The 19,249-nt window shown below is 63.4% G+C and carries 18 protein-coding genes; 5 read left to right on the plus strand and 13 right to left on the minus strand.

The genetic code is table 11. The annotated features are described in order from the left end of the window. Positions 1-11 precede the first annotated feature (11 nt). From prfA to FFS45_RS17230, 3 genes are all read right to left on the minus strand, one after another. A complete protein-coding gene (gene prfA, locus FFS45_RS17220; protein WP_137955829.1) occupies positions 12-1,094 on the minus strand; it encodes a peptide chain release factor 1 in 1,083 nt (360 codons plus the stop codon). Between the two features lie 119 nt (positions 1,095-1,213). After that, positions 1,214-2,503, minus strand: a complete 1,290-nt coding sequence (hemA, locus tag FFS45_RS17225; protein WP_137955830.1) for a glutamyl-tRNA reductase — start codon at positions 2,501-2,503, stop codon at positions 1,214-1,216. 78 nt (positions 2,504-2,581) lie between these two features. After that, positions 2,582-3,289: a response regulator transcription factor gene (locus FFS45_RS17230; RefSeq protein WP_137955831.1), complete on the minus strand. Its 708-nt coding sequence runs from the start codon at positions 3,287-3,289 to the stop codon at positions 2,582-2,584. A gap of 193 nt (positions 3,290-3,482) precedes the next feature. Between FFS45_RS17230 and FFS45_RS17235 the strand changes: the two genes are divergently transcribed. From FFS45_RS17235 to FFS45_RS17250, 4 genes are all read left to right on the plus strand, one after another. Continuing rightward, complete coding sequence (locus tag FFS45_RS17235) at positions 3,483-3,737, plus strand: hypothetical protein (protein ID WP_137955832.1); 255 nt, start codon at positions 3,483-3,485, stop codon at positions 3,735-3,737. Positions 3,738-3,756: 19 nt separating this feature from the next. Beyond that, complete coding sequence (locus tag FFS45_RS17240) at positions 3,757-5,571, plus strand: aminopeptidase P family protein (RefSeq protein WP_137955833.1); 1,815 nt, start codon at positions 3,757-3,759, stop codon at positions 5,569-5,571. Between the two features lie 82 nt (positions 5,572-5,653). Further along, positions 5,654-6,205 (plus strand): isochorismatase family protein, encoded by a 552-nt coding sequence (locus FFS45_RS17245; RefSeq protein WP_137955834.1) that lies wholly within the window; start codon positions 5,654-5,656, stop codon positions 6,203-6,205. Beyond that, on the plus strand, positions 6,202-6,825 hold the full coding sequence (locus FFS45_RS17250) for an HAD family phosphatase (RefSeq protein WP_137955835.1): 624 nt from the start codon (positions 6,202-6,204) through the stop codon (positions 6,823-6,825). The genes FFS45_RS17245 and FFS45_RS17250 overlap by 4 nt, the downstream gene beginning before the upstream one ends. A 34-nt stretch (positions 6,826-6,859) precedes the next feature. On the opposite strand, the gene FFS45_RS17255 is transcribed toward FFS45_RS17250, so the two are convergent. The 10 genes from FFS45_RS17255 to ugpB all read right to left on the minus strand — a co-directional run bounded on the left by FFS45_RS17255 (position 6,860) and on the right by ugpB (position 17,988). Then, positions 6,860-7,666: an IclR family transcriptional regulator gene (locus FFS45_RS17255; RefSeq protein ID WP_137955836.1), complete on the minus strand. Its 807-nt coding sequence runs from the start codon at positions 7,664-7,666 to the stop codon at positions 6,860-6,862. Further along, positions 7,663-8,391 carry an SDR family oxidoreductase gene (locus FFS45_RS17260; protein WP_137955837.1) on the minus strand — a complete coding sequence of 243 codons (729 nt, stop codon included), beginning with the start codon at positions 8,389-8,391 and terminating at the stop codon, positions 7,663-7,665. Before FFS45_RS17260 ends, FFS45_RS17255 begins: the two co-directional genes overlap by 4 nt. 42 nt (positions 8,392-8,433) lie before the next feature. Next, entirely contained in the window at positions 8,434-9,735 is a 1,302-nt protein-coding gene (locus FFS45_RS17265; RefSeq protein ID WP_137955838.1) for an MFS transporter, read from the minus strand. Positions 9,736-9,788: 53 nt separating this feature from the next. Then, the gene (locus FFS45_RS17270) at positions 9,789-10,319 is read right to left on the minus strand and encodes a 2,4'-dihydroxyacetophenone dioxygenase family protein (RefSeq protein WP_137955839.1); all 531 of its coding nucleotides are present in this window, start codon (positions 10,317-10,319) and stop codon (positions 9,789-9,791) included. A 105-nt stretch (positions 10,320-10,424) separates the two neighbouring features. Continuing rightward, the gene (locus tag FFS45_RS17275; protein WP_137955840.1) at positions 10,425-11,546 is read right to left on the minus strand and encodes a DUF748 domain-containing protein; all 1,122 of its coding nucleotides are present in this window, start codon (positions 11,544-11,546) and stop codon (positions 10,425-10,427) included. A 126-nt stretch (positions 11,547-11,672) separates the two neighbouring features. Beyond that, positions 11,673-13,337, minus strand: a complete 1,665-nt coding sequence (gene ettA / locus FFS45_RS17280; RefSeq protein WP_137955841.1) for an energy-dependent translational throttle protein EttA — start codon at positions 13,335-13,337, stop codon at positions 11,673-11,675. A 282-nt stretch (positions 13,338-13,619) separates the two neighbouring features. Beyond that, positions 13,620-14,708: a sn-glycerol-3-phosphate import ATP-binding protein UgpC gene (locus FFS45_RS17285; RefSeq protein ID WP_137955842.1), complete on the minus strand. Its 1,089-nt coding sequence runs from the start codon at positions 14,706-14,708 to the stop codon at positions 13,620-13,622. 163 nt (positions 14,709-14,871) lie between these two features. Next, positions 14,872-15,717, minus strand: a complete 846-nt coding sequence (ugpE, locus tag FFS45_RS17290) for a sn-glycerol-3-phosphate ABC transporter permease UgpE (protein WP_137955843.1) — start codon at positions 15,715-15,717, stop codon at positions 14,872-14,874. Beyond that, positions 15,714-16,598, minus strand: a complete 885-nt coding sequence (gene ugpA / locus FFS45_RS17295; RefSeq protein WP_137955844.1) for a sn-glycerol-3-phosphate ABC transporter permease UgpA — start codon at positions 16,596-16,598, stop codon at positions 15,714-15,716. The genes ugpE and ugpA overlap by 4 nt, the downstream gene beginning before the upstream one ends. A gap of 64 nt (positions 16,599-16,662) precedes the next feature. After that, complete coding sequence (ugpB, locus tag FFS45_RS17300) at positions 16,663-17,988, minus strand: sn-glycerol-3-phosphate ABC transporter substrate-binding protein UgpB (protein ID WP_137955845.1); 1,326 nt, start codon at positions 17,986-17,988, stop codon at positions 16,663-16,665. Positions 17,989-18,392: 404 nt separating this feature from the next. On the opposite strand from ugpB, the gene FFS45_RS17305 reads away from it, so the two are divergent. Further along, on the plus strand, positions 18,393-19,249 hold an 857-nt coding region (locus FFS45_RS17305), incomplete at its 3' end, for a glycerophosphodiester phosphodiesterase family protein (protein ID WP_249362819.1).

Consider the following 19,249-nt stretch of genomic DNA (forward strand, 5'->3'; position numbering starts at 1 on the left):
TGCGCTCACGCTCAGTCCGCGTCGCCGAGCGACGCCAGCAATTCGGCCTGATGTTCGCTCACGAGCGCCGCGATCAGTTCGTCGAGATCGCCGTCCATGATCGATTCGAGGCGGTACAGCGTCAGGTTGATGCGGTGATCGGTGAGACGGCCTTGCGGGAAGTTGTAGGTACGGATGCGCTCCGAGCGGTCGCCCGAGCCGATCAGGCTCTTGCGGGTCGCGGCTTCCTTCGCGTGCTGCTCGTGATACTGCTTGTCCTTGATGCGCGCGGCGAGCACCTTCAGTGCGCGGTCCTTGTTTTTGTGCTGCGAGCGGTCGTCCTGGCATTCCACGACGATGCCTGTGGGCAGGTGAGTCACCCGCACGGCCGAATCGGTCTTGTTGATGTGCTGACCGCCGGCACCGGAGGCGCGGAACGTGTCGATGCGCAGATCGGCCGGATTGATCTCGACTTCGCCGATTTCATCCGCTTCCGGCATCACCGCGACCGTACAGGCCGAGGTATGGATGCGCCCCTGGGTTTCAGTGGCCGGCACGCGCTGAACGCGGTGGCCGCCGGACTCGAACTTGAGTTTCGAGTACGCCGCTTCGCCCGCAATCCGCACGATGACTTCCTTGTAGCCGCCCAGGTCCGATTCGCTGGCCGACATCATTTCGATCTGCCAACGGTTGCGCTCGGCGAAGCGCAGATACATCCGCAGCAGATCGCCCGCGAACAGCGCCGATTCGTCGCCACCCGTGCCGGCGCGGATTTCGAGGAAGATGTTGCGGTCGTCGTTGGGGTCTTTCGGCAGCAGCATTTTCTGCAGCTCCGCGCCGAGCTTGTCCATCCGCTCGCGGGCGGCGCGAATCTCTTCTTCGGCGAAGTCGCGCATTCCCGCGTCGGTCAGCAGTTCCTGCGCGGTGAGCGCGTCGTTGCTGGCCTGGCGCCACAGCGCGTAATGCTCGACCACGGGCCCAAGCTCGGCGTGCTCGCGCGTCAGCTTGCGGTATTGATCGAGATTCGAGGTGATGTCCTCGCGGCTCAACAGATCGTTCAGTTCGGCCAGCCGGGTAGTGAGCTGGTCGAGCTTGCTTTGCATGCTCGTTTTCATCGGACGGTACGGAGCGGGCTCCGGAAAGGACGGCGTAACTGGGGAGGCGGGCGCAAGCCCTGGAGGTGGGCGCCGTCCTGCCGGAACACGTGGCCAGGCGGCGCGCGGCGGGAGCGCCGCTAACGTTCCGAGGAACCGGAATGTTTGTAGAAACCGCCCATCAGTTCGATGAGCTTATCTCGATTTTCACTGCTGGCGCGATTGAGCGCGTGCGTCGGACCATGAATCAGCTTGTTGGTGAGCGCCTGCGAGAGCGCCTCGATCACGGCAGCGGGGTCCTCGCCGCGGGCGAGCGCCTTTTGCGCGCGTTCGACTTCGGCACGGCGCAACAGGTCGGCCTGGGTGTGCATATGGCGGATCACCGGCACGATGCTGCGCGCGTCGAGCCACTGCATGAAATTCTGCACCCGCGTTTCGATGATCGCTTCGGCTTGCGCAACCGCGGCCTGGCGCGAGGCATTCCCTTCGCGCACGATGGCGCCGAGGTCGTCCACGGTATAGAGGAACACGTCTTCGAGCTTGCCCACTTCGGGTTCGATATCGCGCGGCACGGCGAGATCGACCATGAAGATCGGCCGGTGCCGGCGCGCCTTCACCGCGCGCTCGACGGCGCCCAGACCGATGATCGGCAAGGTGGAGGCCGTGCACGATACGATGATGTCGAACTCGTGCATCCGCGCAGGCAGATCAGATAGTGGGATGGCCCGGCCATTGAAGCGCTCGGCGAGCCGCGCGCCGCGTTCGGCGGTGCGGTTCGCCACCACCAGTTCGCGCGGCTGCTGCGCCGCGAAGTGGGTGGCGCACAGCTCGATCATCTCGCCCGCGCCGATAAACAGCACGCGCTGGTTTGCCACCTTGTCGAAGATGCGCTGCGCGAGACGCACCGCTGCGGCGGCCATCGAAACGGATTGCGCACCGATTTCGGTGGTGGTGCGCACTTCCTTGGCTACCGCGAAGGTGCGCTGGAACAACTGGTTCAGGTACGTACCGAGAGCGCCTGCCTCCGAGGCCGTGCGCACCGCGTCTTTCATTTGACCGACGATCTGCGTCTCACCCAGCACCATCGAATCGAGCCCCGACGCCACCCGGAACGCGTGGCGCACCGCCTCCGACTGCGGCAGCGCATACACGTGCGGGGCGAGTTCGCTGACCGGGAGGTTGTGATACCGCGAGAACCACTGAATGGCGGCTTCACGGGCCGCATGGTCGTCGGTCGCGCAGTAGAGTTCGGTGCGATTGCAGGTGGACAGGATCGCCGCTTCGGGCGCGCTCCGGGCGGCGGAGGGGCCGAGCCAGATGTCCTTGAAGGTGGCCAATGCAGGTTTGATCTGTTCGAGCGGAAACGCCACGCGTTCGCGCAAGGCGACGGGCGCGGTGTGGTGATTGATTCCGATCGTTAGAAGCTGCATAGGAGGCGCTATCGTGGGGCGCTATGGTTTAGCCCAATATTATAGCGTTTTCACAATTCCTTCAGTCCGGACGCATCTTTAGACGGGCACACCGCCCTCCGGCGGGACCGCATCCAACTGGTAGCCGAAGCCGTAAAGCGGCGTCAGGCAATAGCCGTGGTCGGGTCGTAGCTGCAATTTGGTGCGCACCCGCGACGCATGTGTGTCGAGCGTGCGCGACCTTACGTCGCGCCTACGGGTCCAGACTGTTTCGAGAATGTGGGCACGGGATACCGGCCGCGACACATTATTGAACAGTAGCAGCGCGAAACGGAATTCTTTGGGGGTTAGTGCCACTGTCTGACCGTGAAATGTAACGGTAAAGTGCGCGGCGTCGAATACATAATCGCCAAACACGTCGAGCCTGCGGTTGGGGGGGCGGCGCAGCCCGGCACGCCGCAGCAGGGCGTCGACGCGGGCCAGCATTTCGGGGCCGCGAACCGGTTTCGTCAGACAATCGTCCGCACCGGCGTGCAATGCTGCGACAATCTCACTTTCGCGCGGCGCCGACATCAACATGATGACCGGCAGGCTGGGCAGGATACTGCGGGCACGGGGAATGACGTCTTCGGCCGAGCGGTCGCCGGCCCAGCTATCGGTTAGCAGGAGATCGAAGAATTCGTCGGAGGCGCTCGCCAGAAACGGCGTACTGGCGATGAAATGACGGCAGGCATGGCCGCCGGCGAAGATCAGCCTGTCCACGAGTTCCGCGTGGCGGAGGTCAGGCTCGATGAGGGCGATTCGCATAGGACGCACTTTCAGCGTGGCGGGCGCGGGCGGCAAACCTTACGGCTTGCCTAAATGTGACCCCGGCCCCTAAACTCAACCGCTACGCGGAAAGCGCCGTGCTGACCTTTATAGTTAACGAGACAAAAATGCTAGCTGCCCGAACGCTTTACGCCTATGAGAAGAGTCCGAAAGTGAGTGAGGTCCCCTACTGATGGGATGGCCCGGTATCGTGTTGCTGGGTGCGGTCATCGGCCTCGCGGGCTGGTGGTTGCATCCGCTGCGGCGTGCAAGCCGCGCACGGTTCTGGGTGGCCTTGCTGGCCGGTGTGCTGGGCGCGGTGGTCGCCCGCATGGCCGGTAATGTGACTGGTCTCTTCCATGATGGTGATACGCTCGAATGGCCGGTATGTACGGCTGTTGCGTTGATTGCCGTTGCCGTGACGGTCGGCTTGTTTTCCCGTCGCTGAACATTTGCAGGTGAATCCGATGAATGCCCGACTTCCTGAGACCTCTTCTATTCCTGAGCGTATCGCTCACCTGCGCGGCGCAATGAAGCGCGAAGGCCTCGCGGCCTATCTGGTTCCCTCCGCCGATCCGCATCTCTCCGAATACCTGCCCGGGCGCTGGCAAGGGCGCCAATGGTTGTCCGGCTTTACCGGCTCGGCCGGCACACTGGTTGTCACGGACGGTTTTGCCGGTCTATGGACCGATAGCCGTTACTGGGAGCAGGCCGATGCGCAACTGGCCGGCACCGGCGTCCAGCTGATGAAAATGATGGGAGGCCAGCAGTCGCAGCCGCATTTCGACTGGATGGCGCAGAACGTGGCCGCCGGCGGCACCGTCGGTGTCGACGGTGCGGTGCTGGGACTCGCGGCCGCCCGCTCGCTGACCCAGGCGTTGAGCGCTCACGGGGTCAAGCTGCGTACCGACCTCGATCTGTTCGATTCGATCTGGCCTCAGCGGCCGTCGCTGCCTACTGAAACGGTGTTCGAACATATCGCGCCGCACGCAACGGTGGCACGTACCGACAAGCTTGGTCAGATCCGCCGCGCGATGCAGGAGAAGGGCGCGCAATGGCACTTCATCTCGACGCTCGACGATCTCGCCTGGCTGCTGAATCTGCGCGGCGCCGATGTCAGCTACAACCCGGTGTTCGTCGCGCACGCGCTGATTGGGCTCGAGCGCGTCTCGCTCTTCGTGGCCGACGGCAAGGTGCCGCAGTCGGTGCTCGAAGCGCTCGCGCGTGACGGCATCCACGTCGAGTCGTATGGCAAAGCGGCCGACGCGCTCGCCGCGCTGCCGGGTGGTGCAACGCTGCTGATCGATCCGCGCCGGATTACGTTCGGGTTGCTGCAATCGGTGCCGTCGACGGTGAAGATCGTCGAAGCAGTGAATCCGTCGACCTTCCTCAAGTCGCGCAAGACCGAGGCGGACGCGGAGCACGTGCGGGCGACGATGGAGCAGGACGGTGCGGCGCTCGCTGAATTTTTCGCGTGGTTCGAAGGCGCGCTTGGCCGTGAGACGATCACGGAGCTGACCGTCGACGAGCGCTTGACGGCTGCCCGCGCTCGGCGGCCCGACTACATTTCGCTGAGCTTTGCGACTATTGCCGGCTACAACGCCAACGGTGCGATGCCGCACTACCGGGCGACGCCTGCGGCGCATTCGATCATCGAGGGCAACGGGCTGCTGCTGATCGACTCGGGCGCGCAGTATCTGACCGGCACGACGGACATCACGCGCGTGTTGCCGATCGGCACGCTGAGCGAGGCGCAGCGGCGCGATTGCACGGTGGTGTTGAAGGGCATGATGGCGCTCTCGCGGGCGAAGTTTCCGCGCGGCATCCGCTCGCCGATGCTCGATTCGATCGCGCGCGCGCCGATCTGGGAAGCCGGAGCCGATTACGGTCACGGCACAGGCCACGGCGTCGGCTATTTCCTGAACGTGCACGAGGGCCCGCAGATCATTTCGCACTATGCGCCGGCTGAACCGTGGACGGCGATGGAAGAAGGCATGATCACCTCGGTCGAGCCGGGCATCTACCGGCCGGGCAAGTGGGGCGTGCGGATCGAGAATCTGGTGTTGAACCGTCCGGCGCAGAAGACCGAGTTTGGCGATTTCCTCCAGTTCGAGACGCTGACGCTGTGCCCGATCGATACGCGCTGCTTTGACCTGTCGCTGCTGCGCGAAGACGAGCGCGCGTGGTTGAACGCGTACCACGAGATGGTGCGCGCACGGATTGCGCCGCATGTGTCGGGTGAGGCGAAGGCGTGGCTGGAGACGCGGACACAGCCTGTTTGAGGCAGTAGTGGTGAGTGAGTAACCGCAGCGGCGGGGTTCCGAAGGCGCCTGTGCTGCGATCAGCAATTGAGGAGCGCGGCGTATGGCGGGTATTGCGGTAGTGGTGATCGATGTGCAGCAGGCCTTTTTCTCCGGCCCAAACGCCTCGTATCGGGGCGCCGAGGTGATCGACGGCATTAACCGCCTGACCGCGGCGGCGCGGGCGGCAGGTGCTCCGGTGTTCATCGTCCAGCACGATGAAGCAGACGACCCGGAGATCGTGTACGGCAGCGCGGGTTGGCAACTTCCCGCGTCGCTCGTGCGCACTGGCCAAGATATCCTCGTGCGCAAATCGGTCGGCGACTCGTTTCACGAAACGCCGCTGAAGGCGCATTTTGACCGGCTCGGCATCGACCGCCTTCTGATCTGTGGTTACGCGACCGAATTTTGCGTCGACACGGGCGCTCGCCGGGCTGCTTTGCTAGGCTATCGGACCACGGTCGTCTCCGATCTCCACACCACCCAGCAAACCTCGGATCTTTCGCCCGAGCAGATCGTCGCGCATCACAACCGCGTGTGGGAGCATTCCTCCATGTCGGGCAACCGGGTCTCAGTGCGTCCGCTCGCCGACATTCTCGCGACGGAGTTCGCATGAGCATCAAGGCCGTGGTGTTCGATTTCGGCGGCGTGCTGATCGACTGGAGTCCTGAATATCTGTTTCGCCAACTGATCCCCGACGAAACCGAGCGCCGCTGGTTTCTGACGCATGTCTGCTCGATGGACTGGGTGATCCGCCAGGACGGCGGTCAGACGATCGCCGACGGCACGGCCGAACTGGTTGCGAAGTTTCCCGATCATGAGGCGCTGATCCGCGCGTTCTATGAGCGCTGGCACGAGATGGTCGCCGGTGTGCTCGAAGATGGTGTGGCCACGCTCGACAAGCTCGATGCGGCGGGCGTGCCGCTGTTCGGTCTCACGAACTGGTCGGATGAGACGTTTCCGTATGCGTGGGAACACTTCCCGGTGCTGCGGCGCTTTCGCGATATCGTGGTGTCGGGGCGCGTCAAGCTGGTGAAGCCTGACCCGGCGATCTTCGCCGAAATGCGGCGGCGTATCGAGGTGCAACTGCCGGGCATCGAAGCGCACGAACTCGTCTTTATCGACGATAACCTCAAGAATGCCCAGGCCGCGAGCGCGCTGGGCTGGCACGGCGTGCACCACACATCCGCGGCGCATACCGAAGCGAGGCTGCGCGAACTGGGGCTGCCGGTCTGACTTCGCGCCGTTCGCAAGTCCTGGTCGGCCTGATTCAGACAGTGCCGCGCGACACCGGTGCCAGCCGCTCGGCAACCGCCTGGCATGCGGCGCGCAACGGCGCGACGTAGGTTTCGAGCGGTGTCGCGCTCTTGCGAAACAGCGGGATGCTCACGCTGATGCATGCCACCGGCTGGCCGTCCGGGCCGCGGATCGCGCAGCCGTAGCAGAAAATCTGCGCTTCGTTTTCTTCCCGATCTTCCGCATGGCCGCGCTCGCGAGTCGCTTCCAGTTCGGCGGCGAGCGCGCTGGGCTCGACAATCGTGTTGCTGGTGAAACGCTGGAACGTCAGTCCTTGCAGCAGACTGTCGCGTGCGCGGGTATCGAGCGATGCCAGATACGCCTTGCCTACCGAACTCGAGTAGAGCGTGACACGCGTGCCGATCCGCGAGGCCATCCGTACCGCATGCGGACTCTCCAGCTTCTCGATATAGACCATTTCCGTGCCGCTACGCACCGCGAGGTGCACGGTTTCCTGAGTGGCGTCGCGCAAGGTCTGCAATGCATCGATGGCGGCGACCCGCAGGTCCGAGCGCTCCCAGCTCCGGCTCGCCAGCGACATCAGGCGCGGCCCGAGCTCGAAGGTGCCGCCGCGCAGACTCTCGATCGCGAGCCCTTCCGCGATCAGCGCACCGACGATCCGGTAGACCGTCGGCCGCGGGTAGCCGGTCTGGGCCGCGAGTTGCGCGACGCTCAGCGGTTCGCTGGCATCGGCGATCCGCTGCAGCACCGCCATGAACTTCGAGAAGGCAGCGGTGCCAGTGGCGCGGGCCGCGTCGAGTGTGGCGATTGGGTCGTTCATGCCGCCAGATACCCGCCGTCCACGGGGACGATTGTGCCGGTGATAAACGCGGCCGCCGGCGAGCAGAGAAACACCACCGCTTGCGCAACGTCCTCCGGTTCTCCCCAGCGGCCAAGTGGCGTGCGCTCCAGAATTGCCCGCGAGCGGCCGTCATCGTCCTGCAGCGCCTGCGTGAGCGGCGTTGCAATCCAGCCGGGCGCGACGGCGTTTACGCGGATCCCATCCTGGGCGTACGCCAGCGCGAGAGACTTCGTCAATTGCGCGACGCCCCCCTTGCTCGCACTGTAGGCCGGCACTAGCCCACCGCCGAAAAAGCTCAGCATCGACGCCGTATTGACGATGACGCCGCGGCTTTTCATCAGCAGAGCGCGCGCCGCTGAACAGGTGCGCATCGTCCCGGTGAGGTTCACATCGATCACCTGTTCGAATACCTCGATCTCATGTTCGGCGGCGCGGCGGATCATCCCTGCGCAATTCACCAGTATGTCGAGCGAGCTGAGCGGCGCAAACAGCGCGGTTATCTCCGGGTTCGAACTGACGTCGAGCGCAGCCACTTCGATGTCCGCTCCGAGCGCCTCGCGTTGCGCGTCGGTTGGAGCGAGACCGGCTGCGATCACCCGAGCCCCAAGCGCGGCGAGCTGGCGTGCGATCCCCGCGCCGATGCCCTGTGTGCCGCCGGTCACCATAGCGGTTTTGCCTTTGAAAAGATCTTGCTGAAACGTCATGGCGAATCTCAAAGCGTGTGAGTGAAAGAGCCGGGGCGCCGCTCAGGCCAGCGTCGCGGCCGCGGCGGTTTCGGTGCGCTCGGCGATCGGTGCGCGCACCACGAACATATAGACGAGCGCCGCGGCGAACGAGACACCCGCGCTGATCAGGAAAGCGTCGACGAACGAGTGGGTTTGATCGACGACTACGCCCGTGATGAATGGCGCGAACGAACCGCCGAAGTAGCCACCGAAGTTCTGGATACTGCCGAGCGATGCCACCAGGTGCCGCGGCGCGGCGACGCTGACGAGCGCCCATGCACCGCCGCTGGCCATGTTGATGAAGTACATCGCCAGCGACAGGTAGACAATGGCGAGCGCGGTGTTCGGCGTGTAGGCCGCAGGCACCGTGAACACGGCCGCGAAAATCAGGCCCGTGCAGATTGGCCACTTGCGGCTGCGGATCGGTGCGACGCCGCGCGCCATCAGTCCATCGGCGACAAAGCCGCTCGACAGCATGCCCAGCGTGCCAAACAGATAGGGGATCGAGACGATCCAGCCGGTCTTCGCAATCGACAGATGCCGTTCGTGCTCGAGGTAGGCAGGCAGCCAGGTCAGATACAGCCAGACCATGTAGATCACGCCCATGAAGCCGAAGATCATGCCCCACGTGGTGCGTGCGGTGAACAGGCCGCGCCATTCGGCCGCCGTCATGCGGCGCTCGGCGCGCGTATGCGGTTCCTCCTCGGTCAGATGGGTGATTTCATCCGCTTCGAGCGCGACTTCGCGCCGGTTGCGATACACGAGGTACCAGCCGATCGACACCGCAATGCCCATCACGCCCATCACGATGAACATCCAGCGCCAGCCGAACGCCAGCAGCAGGCCGGTGAGAATAGGTGGCGCGAGGGCGGGGCCGATGGTCGACGAAGTGGTGAAAATGCCGGTCGGCCGACCGCGCTCTCGCAGCGAATACCATTCGCTGACCACTTTCGCGCCTGCCGGAAACTGCGGCGCTTCGCCAATGCCGAGGCAGATCCGCGCCACCAGGAACTGCTGCAGGTTCTGCACGAAGCCGCCAAACAGTTGCGCCACCGACCAGACGAACATGCCGAGCCCCAGCATCAGCCGCGCACCAAAGCGGTCGAGCAGCGCGCCCATTGGCAATTGCGAGAACGCATACGAAAACGAGAACGCGGACAGCAGCAGACCCATCTGTGACGCGCTGAGTCCCAGTTCGCCGCTCACCGAATGATTCGCGATCGACAGTGTGCTGCGATCGAGATAATTGACGATGCCGGCGAGCGTCAGGAACGCCAGCGCGACCCATTGGATGCGCCGTAAGCGCGGTGTTTTTGCCTGCATGGTTTGTCTCCTCCGATGCTCTTATGAGTCTATGGATGGAATGCTGCGAAGGCTCACCTCACGAACTGGTCCACATAACTCGCACCGAGCCCGACTTTCTCGAAATGAGCGCGGCACATCTCCAGCTTGGTGAAGACGTCCTCGTAGCCCGTGAAATTGCCGTATGGATCGCAGTAGTACATCACCCCGTTCACCTGGAAGTAGGTGATCATTTCTTCCACGTCTTCCGGGACGTAGAGCGTATGCGTTTCGCCCGGCGGTTCGAAGACGTAGCTGCCTTCTGTCGCGATCCAGTCGTGTTCGAGGTAGCGCCATTTGCCTTTGAGCACCATGCCGTGCACGGCGGCCGGGTGCCGGTGACGGCTCAGCACGCCCGATTTGCGCACGCGCAGCAGATTCATCCAGTAGCCGGTGGAGACGTTCAGGCAGAGTGGCCGGAACCAGACATTCTCGGCTTGCGGCACCCACAGGCGCTCGTCCTGAGGAATCGCCGATTCGACGACGATCTCGCGCAACGCCTCAGGCGGGTTGGGAAGCTGATACGGCGTCATCGCGTCGGCGGCAGTGGCGGACGGGGCTGGCATAGTGTCTCCTGATTTGTCCACAATATGGATTTTTAAATCACATTATGGACAAATCCTCGAACTTTCCCCGCAACGTGTCAAGCCGTGATGACCCGCCGTGCAGCCTTATTGCCCGAGCAGATTCTTCAGCGCGTTGCCGAGACCCTTCACCGTTTCTCCCGCGCCTTTTGCCACGCCTTCGACGCTCACGCCCATGGCGTCCGCGAAGCCGGTCCCGAGCTTGTTCAGCAGGTTCTCGTTCACTGAGAATTTAGGGTCGCGTAAATTGCCGTCCAGGACGAAGTGCACCGTGATGTCGCCGTTGCGCGTCTTCAGCGCTGCAACGGCTGCCTTGGTTGGAATCGACAGGAAGGTGTCGAGCGGGTTGCCGGTATCGGCAAGTTTCAGGTGATGCAGGGTCACGGTGCCCGGCGCGTGCAGGTGATAGTCGCGCACGGTCGATTCGACTGTGAGGTCGACCGTGCCGCCCGTAATCTGCGCCTTGGCACCCGCCTTCTTGAGCAGATAGGGATCGAGCATGACAACGTCGACGCCATGCAGCGTACTGGTGGTCTGCGAGTCTTTGCTGGCAACCTTGATCCAGCCGCCGAAGGCGACCGTGCCGGTATGCGCCGGACCGACGATCGAGCCGTTGGCGGTGACGCTCGTCGGGTCGGTGAGGGCAGGCAAATGCAGGTTCTCGACGCTTCCGCTGGCCTGCGTGATGGCCACCTTGTACGCCGGTTTGCTGACGGTGAAATCGTAGAACTCGAACGTGCCTTGCTCGAAGGCGATGTGATCGATGCGCTTTTCTTGCGGCAGCGGCGGCTCACCGGCATTCGCGCCGGGGTTCGGCTGGTTCAGCGATTCCCTGAGATTGGGCAGCAGATTCAAGGTGCCATCTGCGCGGCGCACGACGGAAAGCTCGAAGCCGCTCACCACGACCGAGCGGATATGCATACGTTTGTGGAGCAGGTCGCGGATGTCGGGGACGATGGTGATGTGATCGGCGCGTAGTGAGTCGGGGGCCGGCCAGCCAGGCGGTGCTTTGAGACGGACGTTGGTGAGGCGCAGGGAGGAGAAGCCGACGTCGATGCTCTCTGCGCTGCCCAGGGGGCCCAGCGCGGCGATCACTCGCTGTTTGACTTCGTATTGCGCGAAGTAAAGACCACCGAGGGCGACAACGACCAGCACCAGCACAATGCCGGCGACGGCAATGGCCACGCGTCTTCCAGTCGACATCGCCATGCTTGCTCTCCTCGTGGCCGCGCGAGGCGCGGCTGGCCGTTGGTAGCGGAGCAAACCGCGTGCCGCGCAGCCGCCTGCCGCGCGTGAGCCGCGCCCTCAGCGGCGCGGCCTATCCAGCAAGCGGGTTTAACGCGTGATCGGCTTGTAGCGCAGACGCTTCGGCCGGGCCGCTTCTTCACCGAGGCGGTTACGTTTGTCCGCTTCGTATTCCTGGTAGTTGCCGTCGAAGAACGTCACTTGCGAATCGCCTTCGAACGCGATGATGTGCGTCGCGATACGGTCGAGGAACCAGCGATCGTGCGAGATCACCATCACCGAGCCAGCGAATTCGAGCAGCGCGTCTTCGAGGGCGCGCAGCGTTTCGACGTCGAGGTCGTTCGACGGTTCGTCCAGCAGCAATACGTTGCCGCCCGCGATCAGCGTCTTGGCCAGATGCAGACGGCCGCGCTCGCCACCCGAGAGGTTCGAAACGATCTTCTGCTGGTCGCCGCCCTTGAAGTTGAAGCGGCCGATGTACGCCCGCGACGGCGTTTCATACTTGCCGACTGTCAGCACGTCCGCGCCGCCGGAAATCTCTTCGAACACCGTCTTCGAGCCGTCGAGCGCGTCGCGGCTTTGATCGACGTACGCGAGCTTGACCGTCGGCCCTTGCACGATCTCGCCCGAATCCGGCTGTTCCTTGCCGGTCAGCATGCGGAACAGCGTCGACTTGCCGGCGCCGTTCGGCCCGATGATGCCGACGATCGCGCCAGCGGGAATCTTGAAGCTGGCGTTGTCGAGCAGCAGACGATCGCCGTAGGCCTTCGAGACGTTCTTGAACTCGATGACTTCATTGCCGAGGCGGTCGCCGACCGGAATGAAGATTTCCGAGGTTTCGTTGCGCTTCTGGTAGTCCTGGCTGTTCAGCTCCTCGAAGCGGGCAATACGCGCCTTCGACTTGGCCTGACGGCCCTTCGGGTTCTGGCGCACCCACTCCAGTTCCTTTTTGATTGCCTTCTGGCGTGCCGATTCCGACGCTTCTTCCTGCTTCAGGCGCTCTTCCTTCTGGTCGAGCCAACTGCTGTAGTTGCCCTTCCAGGGGATGCCGTGGCCGCGGTCGAGTTCGAGAATCCATTCAGCGGCGTTATCGAGGAAGTAGCGGTCGTGGGTCACGGCAACGACAGTGCCCGGGAAGCGCGTGAGGAACTGTTCCAGCCAGTCCACCGATTCGGCGTCCAGGTGGTTGGTCGGTTCGTCGAGCAGCAGCATGTCCGGCTTTTCGAGCAGCAGCTTGCACAGCGCGACACGGCGCTTTTCGCCGCCCGACAGATGCTCGATCTTCGCGTCCCATGCCGGCAGGCGCAGGGCGTCCGCGGCGATTTCAATCTGCTGCTCGGCGCTGCCGTCGGCGGTAGCGAGGATCGCTTCGTACTTGGCCTGCTCGGCGGCGAGCGCGTCGAAGTCGGCGTCCGGCTCCGCGTAGGCGGCGTAAATCTCGTCGAGCTTCTTCTGCGCGCCGAACACTTCGCCAAGACCTTCTTCGACCGCTTCGCGCACCGTCTTTTGCGGATCGAGCTGCGGCTCCTGCGGCAGGTAGCCGATGTTCAGGTTCGGCATTGGCGTGGCTTCGCCTTCGATGTCCTTGTCGACGCCCGCCATGATACGGATCAGCGTCGACTTGCCGGAACCGTTCAGGCCGAGCAGACCGATCTTCGCACCGGGGAAGAATGACAGGGAAATGTCTTTCAGGATTTGACGCTTGGGCGGCACGATCTTGCCGACCCGGTTCATGGTGAAGACGTATTGGGCCATTTTGCTTGCAGTAGGATGTTGACGCCGCCGGCCGCACTGGGGGCGGGCGGTCGCGGGGTGGATGGGAATTCGGTGTCGCCGGTTTCCGGCCGGTGCGGGCGTGGCGTCAAGGCGCTGTCAGCGTTCGACGGGGAGCCGCGCGTGGCGCGAGAGGTGTCATTGTACTTCGCGGCGCGGCGGGGGAGTCGGATGGGATGATGCGAGGTGGCGCCGCGGGTTTAAGGTGTGCGGGCGCTGAGGATGGCGCGTGTGCGGTGGGCGCCTCACCGCACACGCAACCGGTCAGTTCGCCCGCTTGCCGCTTGCCGGGTCGAAGAAATGCAGATGCTGCGCGGGGAAAGCGACTTGCAGCGCCTCGCCGTTCGCGGGCCGGTGCGCATGCGGCAGTCGCGCCGTCACGTCGTGCTTGCCCCAGCGCCCGTGCACAAGGTTGTCGGCGCCGAGCAGTTCGCAGGAGTCGACTGTCAGGGTCGCCTGCGCCGCATCCGGCAACTCGGGCGTCATATGCTCCGGCCGGATGCCGAGCGTCCATTCGCGCCCGGCCGCCACCTCGCGGCCGATGCACGGCACGCCTGCGAGCGGCAGCTTCGGACCGTTACCGGCTACCTCAAAGCTGGCGCCGTCGTCCGACACGCGGCCGTCCAGCAGATTCATACCCGGCGAGCCGATGAAGCTGGCGACGAACACCGTCGCCGGTCGCTCGTAGACCTCGGTGGGCGCACCGATCTGTTCCGCGTGGCCGCGGTTCATCACGATCACACGCGTGGCGAGCGTCATGGCTTCGATCTGGTCGTGCGTGACATAGAGGCTCGTCGTCGCCAGACGGGCGTGCAGGCGCTGGATTTCGAGGCGCATCTGCACCCGCAGCCGGGCGTCGAGATTCGACAACGGTTCGTCGAACAGAAATACCGCAGGCTCGCGAACGATCGCGCGGCCCATTGCCACCCGTTGCCGCTGGCCGCCCGACAGCTCGCGCGGCTTGCGTTCGAGCAGCGCCTGGAGTTCGAGAATCTGCGCGGCGCCCTGCACGCGCCGGTCGATTTCCGCACGTTCAACGCCGCTGATCTTCAGCGCGTACCCCATGTTTTCCGCCACGCTCATGTGCGGATAAAGCGCGTAGTTCTGGAACACCATCGCGATGTTGCGGTCCTTCGGCTCGAGCCGGTTGACCACCGTGCCGCCAATCGAGATCGTGCCTTCGGAGATGCTCTCGAGGCCTGCCACCATGCGCAGCAAGGTCGATTTGCCGCAGCCCGACGGACCGACCATCACGACGAATTCGCCGTCGGCAACGTCCACGTCGATGCCATGCAGCACGAACTGTTTGCTGTCGTAGGATTTCTTTACACCCTTTAGCGTCAATGCAGCCATTCCATCCGCCTTTGTTTGCTTCTGCGGTCGCGCCTGCCTTGAAGGCTGCGCGTCGCCGCGAGGTTGTTCAGTTCATCAGCCGGTTGAGTTGCCCGTTGGTCAACCAGGCCGGCGCGCGGCTCACAAGCCGTTTCACGACGTGGCCAGACCTGGCCTCATCGGCTTACTTTTCGGAGTCCACGAGGCCACGCACGAACCAGCGTTGCATCGTCAATACGACCGCGAGCGGCGGCAGCATGGCGAGCAGCGTCGCGGTCATCACGAGATGCCATTCGGTGGCGGTATCGCCCGACGCGATCATGCTCTTGATGCCCACTACCGCAGTGGTCAGCGATTGCTGGCTCGTGATCAGGATCGGCCACAGATACTGGTTCCAGCCGTAGATGAAGGTGATCACGAAGAGCGCCGCCATATTGGTTTTCGACAGCGGCAACACAATGTCCCAGAAGAATCGCAGCGCGCCCGCGCCGTCGATGCGTGCCGCCTCCATCAGCTCGTCGGGAAGCGTCAGGAAGAACTGCCGGAACAGGAACGTCGCGGTGGCCGAAGCGATCAACGGCAGGGTCAGGCCGGCGTACGTGTTGGACAGATGCATCGAGGACACGACCTGCACCGTCGGGAAGATGCGCACCTCGACCGGCAGCATCAGCGTGACGAAGATCAGCCAGAACGCCGTATTGCGCAACGGAAAGCGGAAGAACACGATGGCGTACGCGGAGATCATCGAAATGGCGATCTTGCCGATTGAAATCACCAGCGCCATTACGAGACTGTTCAGCAGCATGCGGCCGAACGGGCTGGCCGAGTTGCCGCTGCCGTTCACCCAGACGTTGGCGATGTTCTCGAACAGATGCGTGCTCGGCACGAGCGACAGCGGCACGGTGAAGACTTCGTGCTCGCTCATGGTGGCCGCGCAAAACGCGACGTACACCGGAAACACCACCAGCGCGACGCCGATAATCAGCACCGCGTGGCAGAACATGTCGAAACCACGGCGATTCTCGATCATGAGTATTGAACCCTCCGCTCGATGAAACGGAATTGCACGACGGTCAGCGCCACCACGATCACCATCAGCACGACCGACTGTGCGCCCGAACTGCCGATGTCGAGGCCCTGGAAGCCTTCGGCGAAGATCCGGTAAATCAGCGTGCGCGTAGCCTGGGCGGGCCCGCCGCCGGTGGCTGCGTCAATGATCGGAAAGGTGTCGAAGAACGCGTAGACCAGATTGATGGTCAGCAGGAAGAAGCTCGTCGGCGACAGCAGCGGCAGCGCAATGCCGAAGAAGCGCCGCACCGGTCCGGCGCCGTCGATGGCGGCCGCCTCGATCAGCGAGCGCGGAATGGCCTGCAGCCCGGCGTAGAAAAACAGGAAGTTGTAGCTGACCTGCTTCCAGACCGAGGCGAGCACGACGAGAAACATCGCCTGGCCGGGGTTGAGCGCGTGATTCCAGACGATGCCGAACTTGGCGAGCGCGTACGTCACGATCCCGATGCTCGGATTGAAGAGAAACGACCATAGCACCGCGGCAATCGCCGGGGCGACCGCGTACGGCCAGATGAGCAGCGTCTGATACGCTTTTGCGCCGCGCGTGACGCGATCGGCGCAAACGGCGAGCAGCAGCGAAATCACGAGCCCGCTCACCGTCACGAGCGCGCAAAACAGCAGCGTGGTTTCGAAGGATGCCAGGTAGAGCGGATCGGTGAAGATCTGCTTGAAGTTGGCGAGTCCGACAAATTCAGTGGACGTGCCGAACGCGTCCTGGCTTTGCGTGGACTGCCATAGCGCCACGCCAGCCGGCCAAAGAAAGAACACCAGCGTGATCGCCAGTTGCGGCCCGACCAGCAGGTAGGGCAGCACGCCCGTGCCGAAGCGCGATCGCTTTTCCATAAGGTTCTCTAAAGAAAACGCCGGGCCGTTGGCCCGGCTACATGCTGAAGCCAGTCGCTACTGGTCAGCTACCCGCTTTTTCGAAACGTCGCAGCAGTTCGTTGCCGCGCGCGACGGCGGAGTCGAGCGCATCCTTAGGCGTCTTCTTGCCCGCCCAGACCTGCTCGAGTTCCTCGTCGATGATCGTGCGGATCTGCGGCATATTGCCCAGACGCAGGCCCTTGGTGAAAGGCAGCGGCGGCTTGTTGAGCATCTGCTTGATGGCGGTGTCGCTGCCCGGGTTCTTCTCGTAGAAACCCTGCTGCTGCGTCAACTGATAAGCCGCGGTGGTGATGGGCAGATAGCCGGTATCCTGGTGCCATTTGGCGGCAACCTGCGGCGAGGCGAGGTAGGCGAGGAATTTGGCCACACCCTTGTAGACGCCCGGATCCTTGCCGGACAGCACCCACAGGCTTGCACCGCCGATGATGGCGTTCTGCGGCGCGCCCTTCACGCTGGCGTCGTAGGGCATCATGCCGGTGCCGAAGTTGAACTTGGCGTACTTCTTGATGTTGGCAAGCGAGCCCGAGGAGTTCGTGATGATGCCGCAGTCGCCGCTATAGAACTTGGACACCGGTTCGTCCTTGCGGCCGACGTAGGTGAACGAGCCTTCCTTGGCCATGTCTTCCAGGAACTGGATGTGCGCGATCTGCTGCGGCTTGTTGAATTCGAGTTCCGCGTCTGCGCCGTCGAAGCCGTTGTTTTCCGTTGCAAACGGCAGGCCGTGCCAGGCGCTGTAGTTCTCAAGCTGAATCCAGCTCTGCCAGCCTGACGAGTAACCGCACGACATCCCCGAGGCCTTCAGCTTTTGCGCGTCCTTGCGCAGTTCGTCCCATGTCCGCGGCGGCTGGTTTGGGTCCAGGCCCGCCTTCTTGAACGCGTCCTTGTTGTAATACAGCACCGGCGTCGAGCTGTTGAACGGCATCGAGATGAGCTGATCGGACTTGGAATCGCTGTAATAGCTGGCGATGGTCGGCACGAAAGCCTTCTCGTCGAGCGGCACGCCGGCCTGCTTGAAGACTTCGGACACCGGAATCACGGCTTTCTTTGCCTGGATCATCGTGGCCGTGCCGACTTCGTAGACCTGCAGGATTGCCGGCGCGTTGCCGCTGCGATAGGCGGCGATACCGGCTGCGAGCGTCTGGTCGTAAGAACCCTTGTAGACCGGGACAATCTTGTAGTCGGTTTGCGAGGCGTTGAAGTCGTTGGCGATGTCGTTCAGATGGTCGCCGAGGGCGGCTTCCATGGCATGCCAGAACTGGATTTCCGTCGCGGCCTGAGCGGCCTGGGTGATGCCCAGGGCAAGAGCTGCCGCTACGGCGAGCTTACGGAACAGCGGGGTGCAACTCATCTAATGGTCTCCTTGGTCGGCAGGCGTACAGCCTGAGGGTGGCGCGATTTTAGTGTGACTCGATGACAGTCTAGGGTCGAAGCACACTGTTTTCGCATAGTTCTTTACGCTGACCGCAGCCGAATGTTGCGGCGCCGGAAGCCGCAATCTAGCAGCGGCAAAATTCAAGCGGAAGCGAACCGGTAGAGGCCCTAGTCGAGCGGGATTTCATGCCCGCGGAGGGCGGCTTTTCTATCGGACTGGCTTGCCTTGCCTTGTTTTGAGACCTGTGAACCGTAAGATACTCGTTCCGGTCCCGTCCACTCTATTCAGGAGTCCCGATGCCTCGCCCGATTTGCGCTGGTTTAGTCTTCGCTTTCTGTAGTGGGTTGCTGTCTGGTTGCGCTGCACCTTCCGTGGCGCCTGTGGAGGTTTCCACGACGGCGCTGCCGCAGATCATCGCGCATCGCGGCGGCACCGGCGACGCCCCCGAGAACACGCTGGAGGCGATTCGCCTCGCGGTTGCGCATCATGCCGACGCAATGTGGTTGACCGTGCAACTAAGCAAGGATGGCGTGCCGGTGCTGTACCGGCCGGCGGATCTTTCCGCGCTGACCGACGCGAAGGGGCCGGTGTCGGCACGCACGGCGGCCGAGCTTGCCCGGGTCAATGCAGGGTGGAGTTTCCGCCAGGCCAATGTTCAGGGGGCTGACGCTTATCCCTATCGCAGCCGACCCGTTGGGATTCCTACGCTACGCGAAGCGTTACAGGTTATTCCGGCTTCGATGCCAGTCATTCTGGACATGAAGGCACTGCCCGCCGAACCGCAAACCCAGGCTGTAGCGCGGGTGTTGAGCGAGGAAAACGCGTGGTCACGGGTGACGCTCTATTCGACCGAGGCCGAATATCAAGGCAGCTTTGCCGCGTATCCGCAGGCGAAAATCTTTGAATCGCGCGATGCGACACGCACCCGGTTGGTGCGCGTGCTGCTTCAGCAGGGCTGTGTCGACGCACCGGCTGAGCATGCGTCGGCGGCGTTTGAATTGCACCGGACGGTGACGGTGGTGGAGAAGTTTACGCTTGGGGAAGGGCGCTCGGAGGTCAACGCGACGTTGTGGACGCCGGCGACGGTGGCGTGTTTCAGGCAACGACCGGACGTGCGTATCGTGGCGATTGCCGTGAACAATGCCGATGACTATCGCGCGGCGGCGTGCCTTGGGATTGACGCTGTGCTGTCGGATTCGCCGGCGAAGATGACGGCGATTCGGGCGGGGATTGGGGG

This window comes from Burkholderia sp. 4M9327F10 (assembly GCF_005503145.1).
Taxonomy (GTDB): Bacteria; Pseudomonadota; Gammaproteobacteria; order Burkholderiales; family Burkholderiaceae; genus Paraburkholderia.

What these genes read in the sequence shown, in the direction of transcription:
- hemA (WP_137955830.1), bottom strand. Translation starts at nt 2,503, where the DNA reads ATGCAGCTTCTAACGATCGGAATCAATCACCACACCGCGCCCGTCGCC.
- FFS45_RS17250 (WP_137955835.1), top strand. Translation starts at nt 6,202, where the DNA reads ATGAGCATCAAGGCCGTGGTGTTCGATTTCGGCGGCGTGCTGATCGAC.
- ettA (WP_137955841.1), bottom strand. Translation starts at nt 13,337, where the DNA reads ATGGCCCAATACGTCTTCACCATGAACCGGGTCGGCAAGATCGTGCCG.
- FFS45_RS17275 (WP_137955840.1), bottom strand. Translation starts at nt 11,546, where the DNA reads ATGGCGATGTCGACTGGAAGACGCGTGGCCATTGCCGTCGCCGGCATT.
- ugpB (WP_137955845.1), bottom strand. Translation starts at nt 17,988, where the DNA reads ATGAGTTGCACCCCGCTGTTCCGTAAGCTCGCCGTAGCGGCAGCTCTT.
- FFS45_RS17265 (WP_137955838.1), bottom strand. Translation starts at nt 9,735, where the DNA reads ATGCAGGCAAAAACACCGCGCTTACGGCGCATCCAATGGGTCGCGCTG.
- FFS45_RS17285 (WP_137955842.1), bottom strand. Translation starts at nt 14,708, where the DNA reads ATGGCTGCATTGACGCTAAAGGGTGTAAAGAAATCCTACGACAGCAAA.
- FFS45_RS17240 (WP_137955833.1), top strand. Translation starts at nt 3,757, where the DNA reads ATGAATGCCCGACTTCCTGAGACCTCTTCTATTCCTGAGCGTATCGCT.
- ugpA (WP_137955844.1), bottom strand. Translation starts at nt 16,598, where the DNA reads ATGGAAAAGCGATCGCGCTTCGGCACGGGCGTGCTGCCCTACCTGCTG.
- FFS45_RS17230 (WP_137955831.1), bottom strand. Translation starts at nt 3,289, where the DNA reads ATGCGAATCGCCCTCATCGAGCCTGACCTCCGCCACGCGGAACTCGTG.
- FFS45_RS17255 (WP_137955836.1), bottom strand. Translation starts at nt 7,666, where the DNA reads ATGAACGACCCAATCGCCACACTCGACGCGGCCCGCGCCACTGGCACC.
- prfA (WP_137955829.1), bottom strand. Translation starts at nt 1,094, where the DNA reads ATGAAAACGAGCATGCAAAGCAAGCTCGACCAGCTCACTACCCGGCTG.
- FFS45_RS17260 (WP_137955837.1), bottom strand. Translation starts at nt 8,391, where the DNA reads ATGACGTTTCAGCAAGATCTTTTCAAAGGCAAAACCGCTATGGTGACC.
- FFS45_RS17270 (WP_137955839.1), bottom strand. Translation starts at nt 10,319, where the DNA reads ATGCCAGCCCCGTCCGCCACTGCCGCCGACGCGATGACGCCGTATCAG.
- FFS45_RS17245 (WP_137955834.1), top strand. Translation starts at nt 5,654, where the DNA reads ATGGCGGGTATTGCGGTAGTGGTGATCGATGTGCAGCAGGCCTTTTTC.
- ugpE (WP_137955843.1), bottom strand. Translation starts at nt 15,717, where the DNA reads ATGATCGAGAATCGCCGTGGTTTCGACATGTTCTGCCACGCGGTGCTG.
- FFS45_RS17235 (WP_137955832.1), top strand. Translation starts at nt 3,483, where the DNA reads ATGGGATGGCCCGGTATCGTGTTGCTGGGTGCGGTCATCGGCCTCGCG.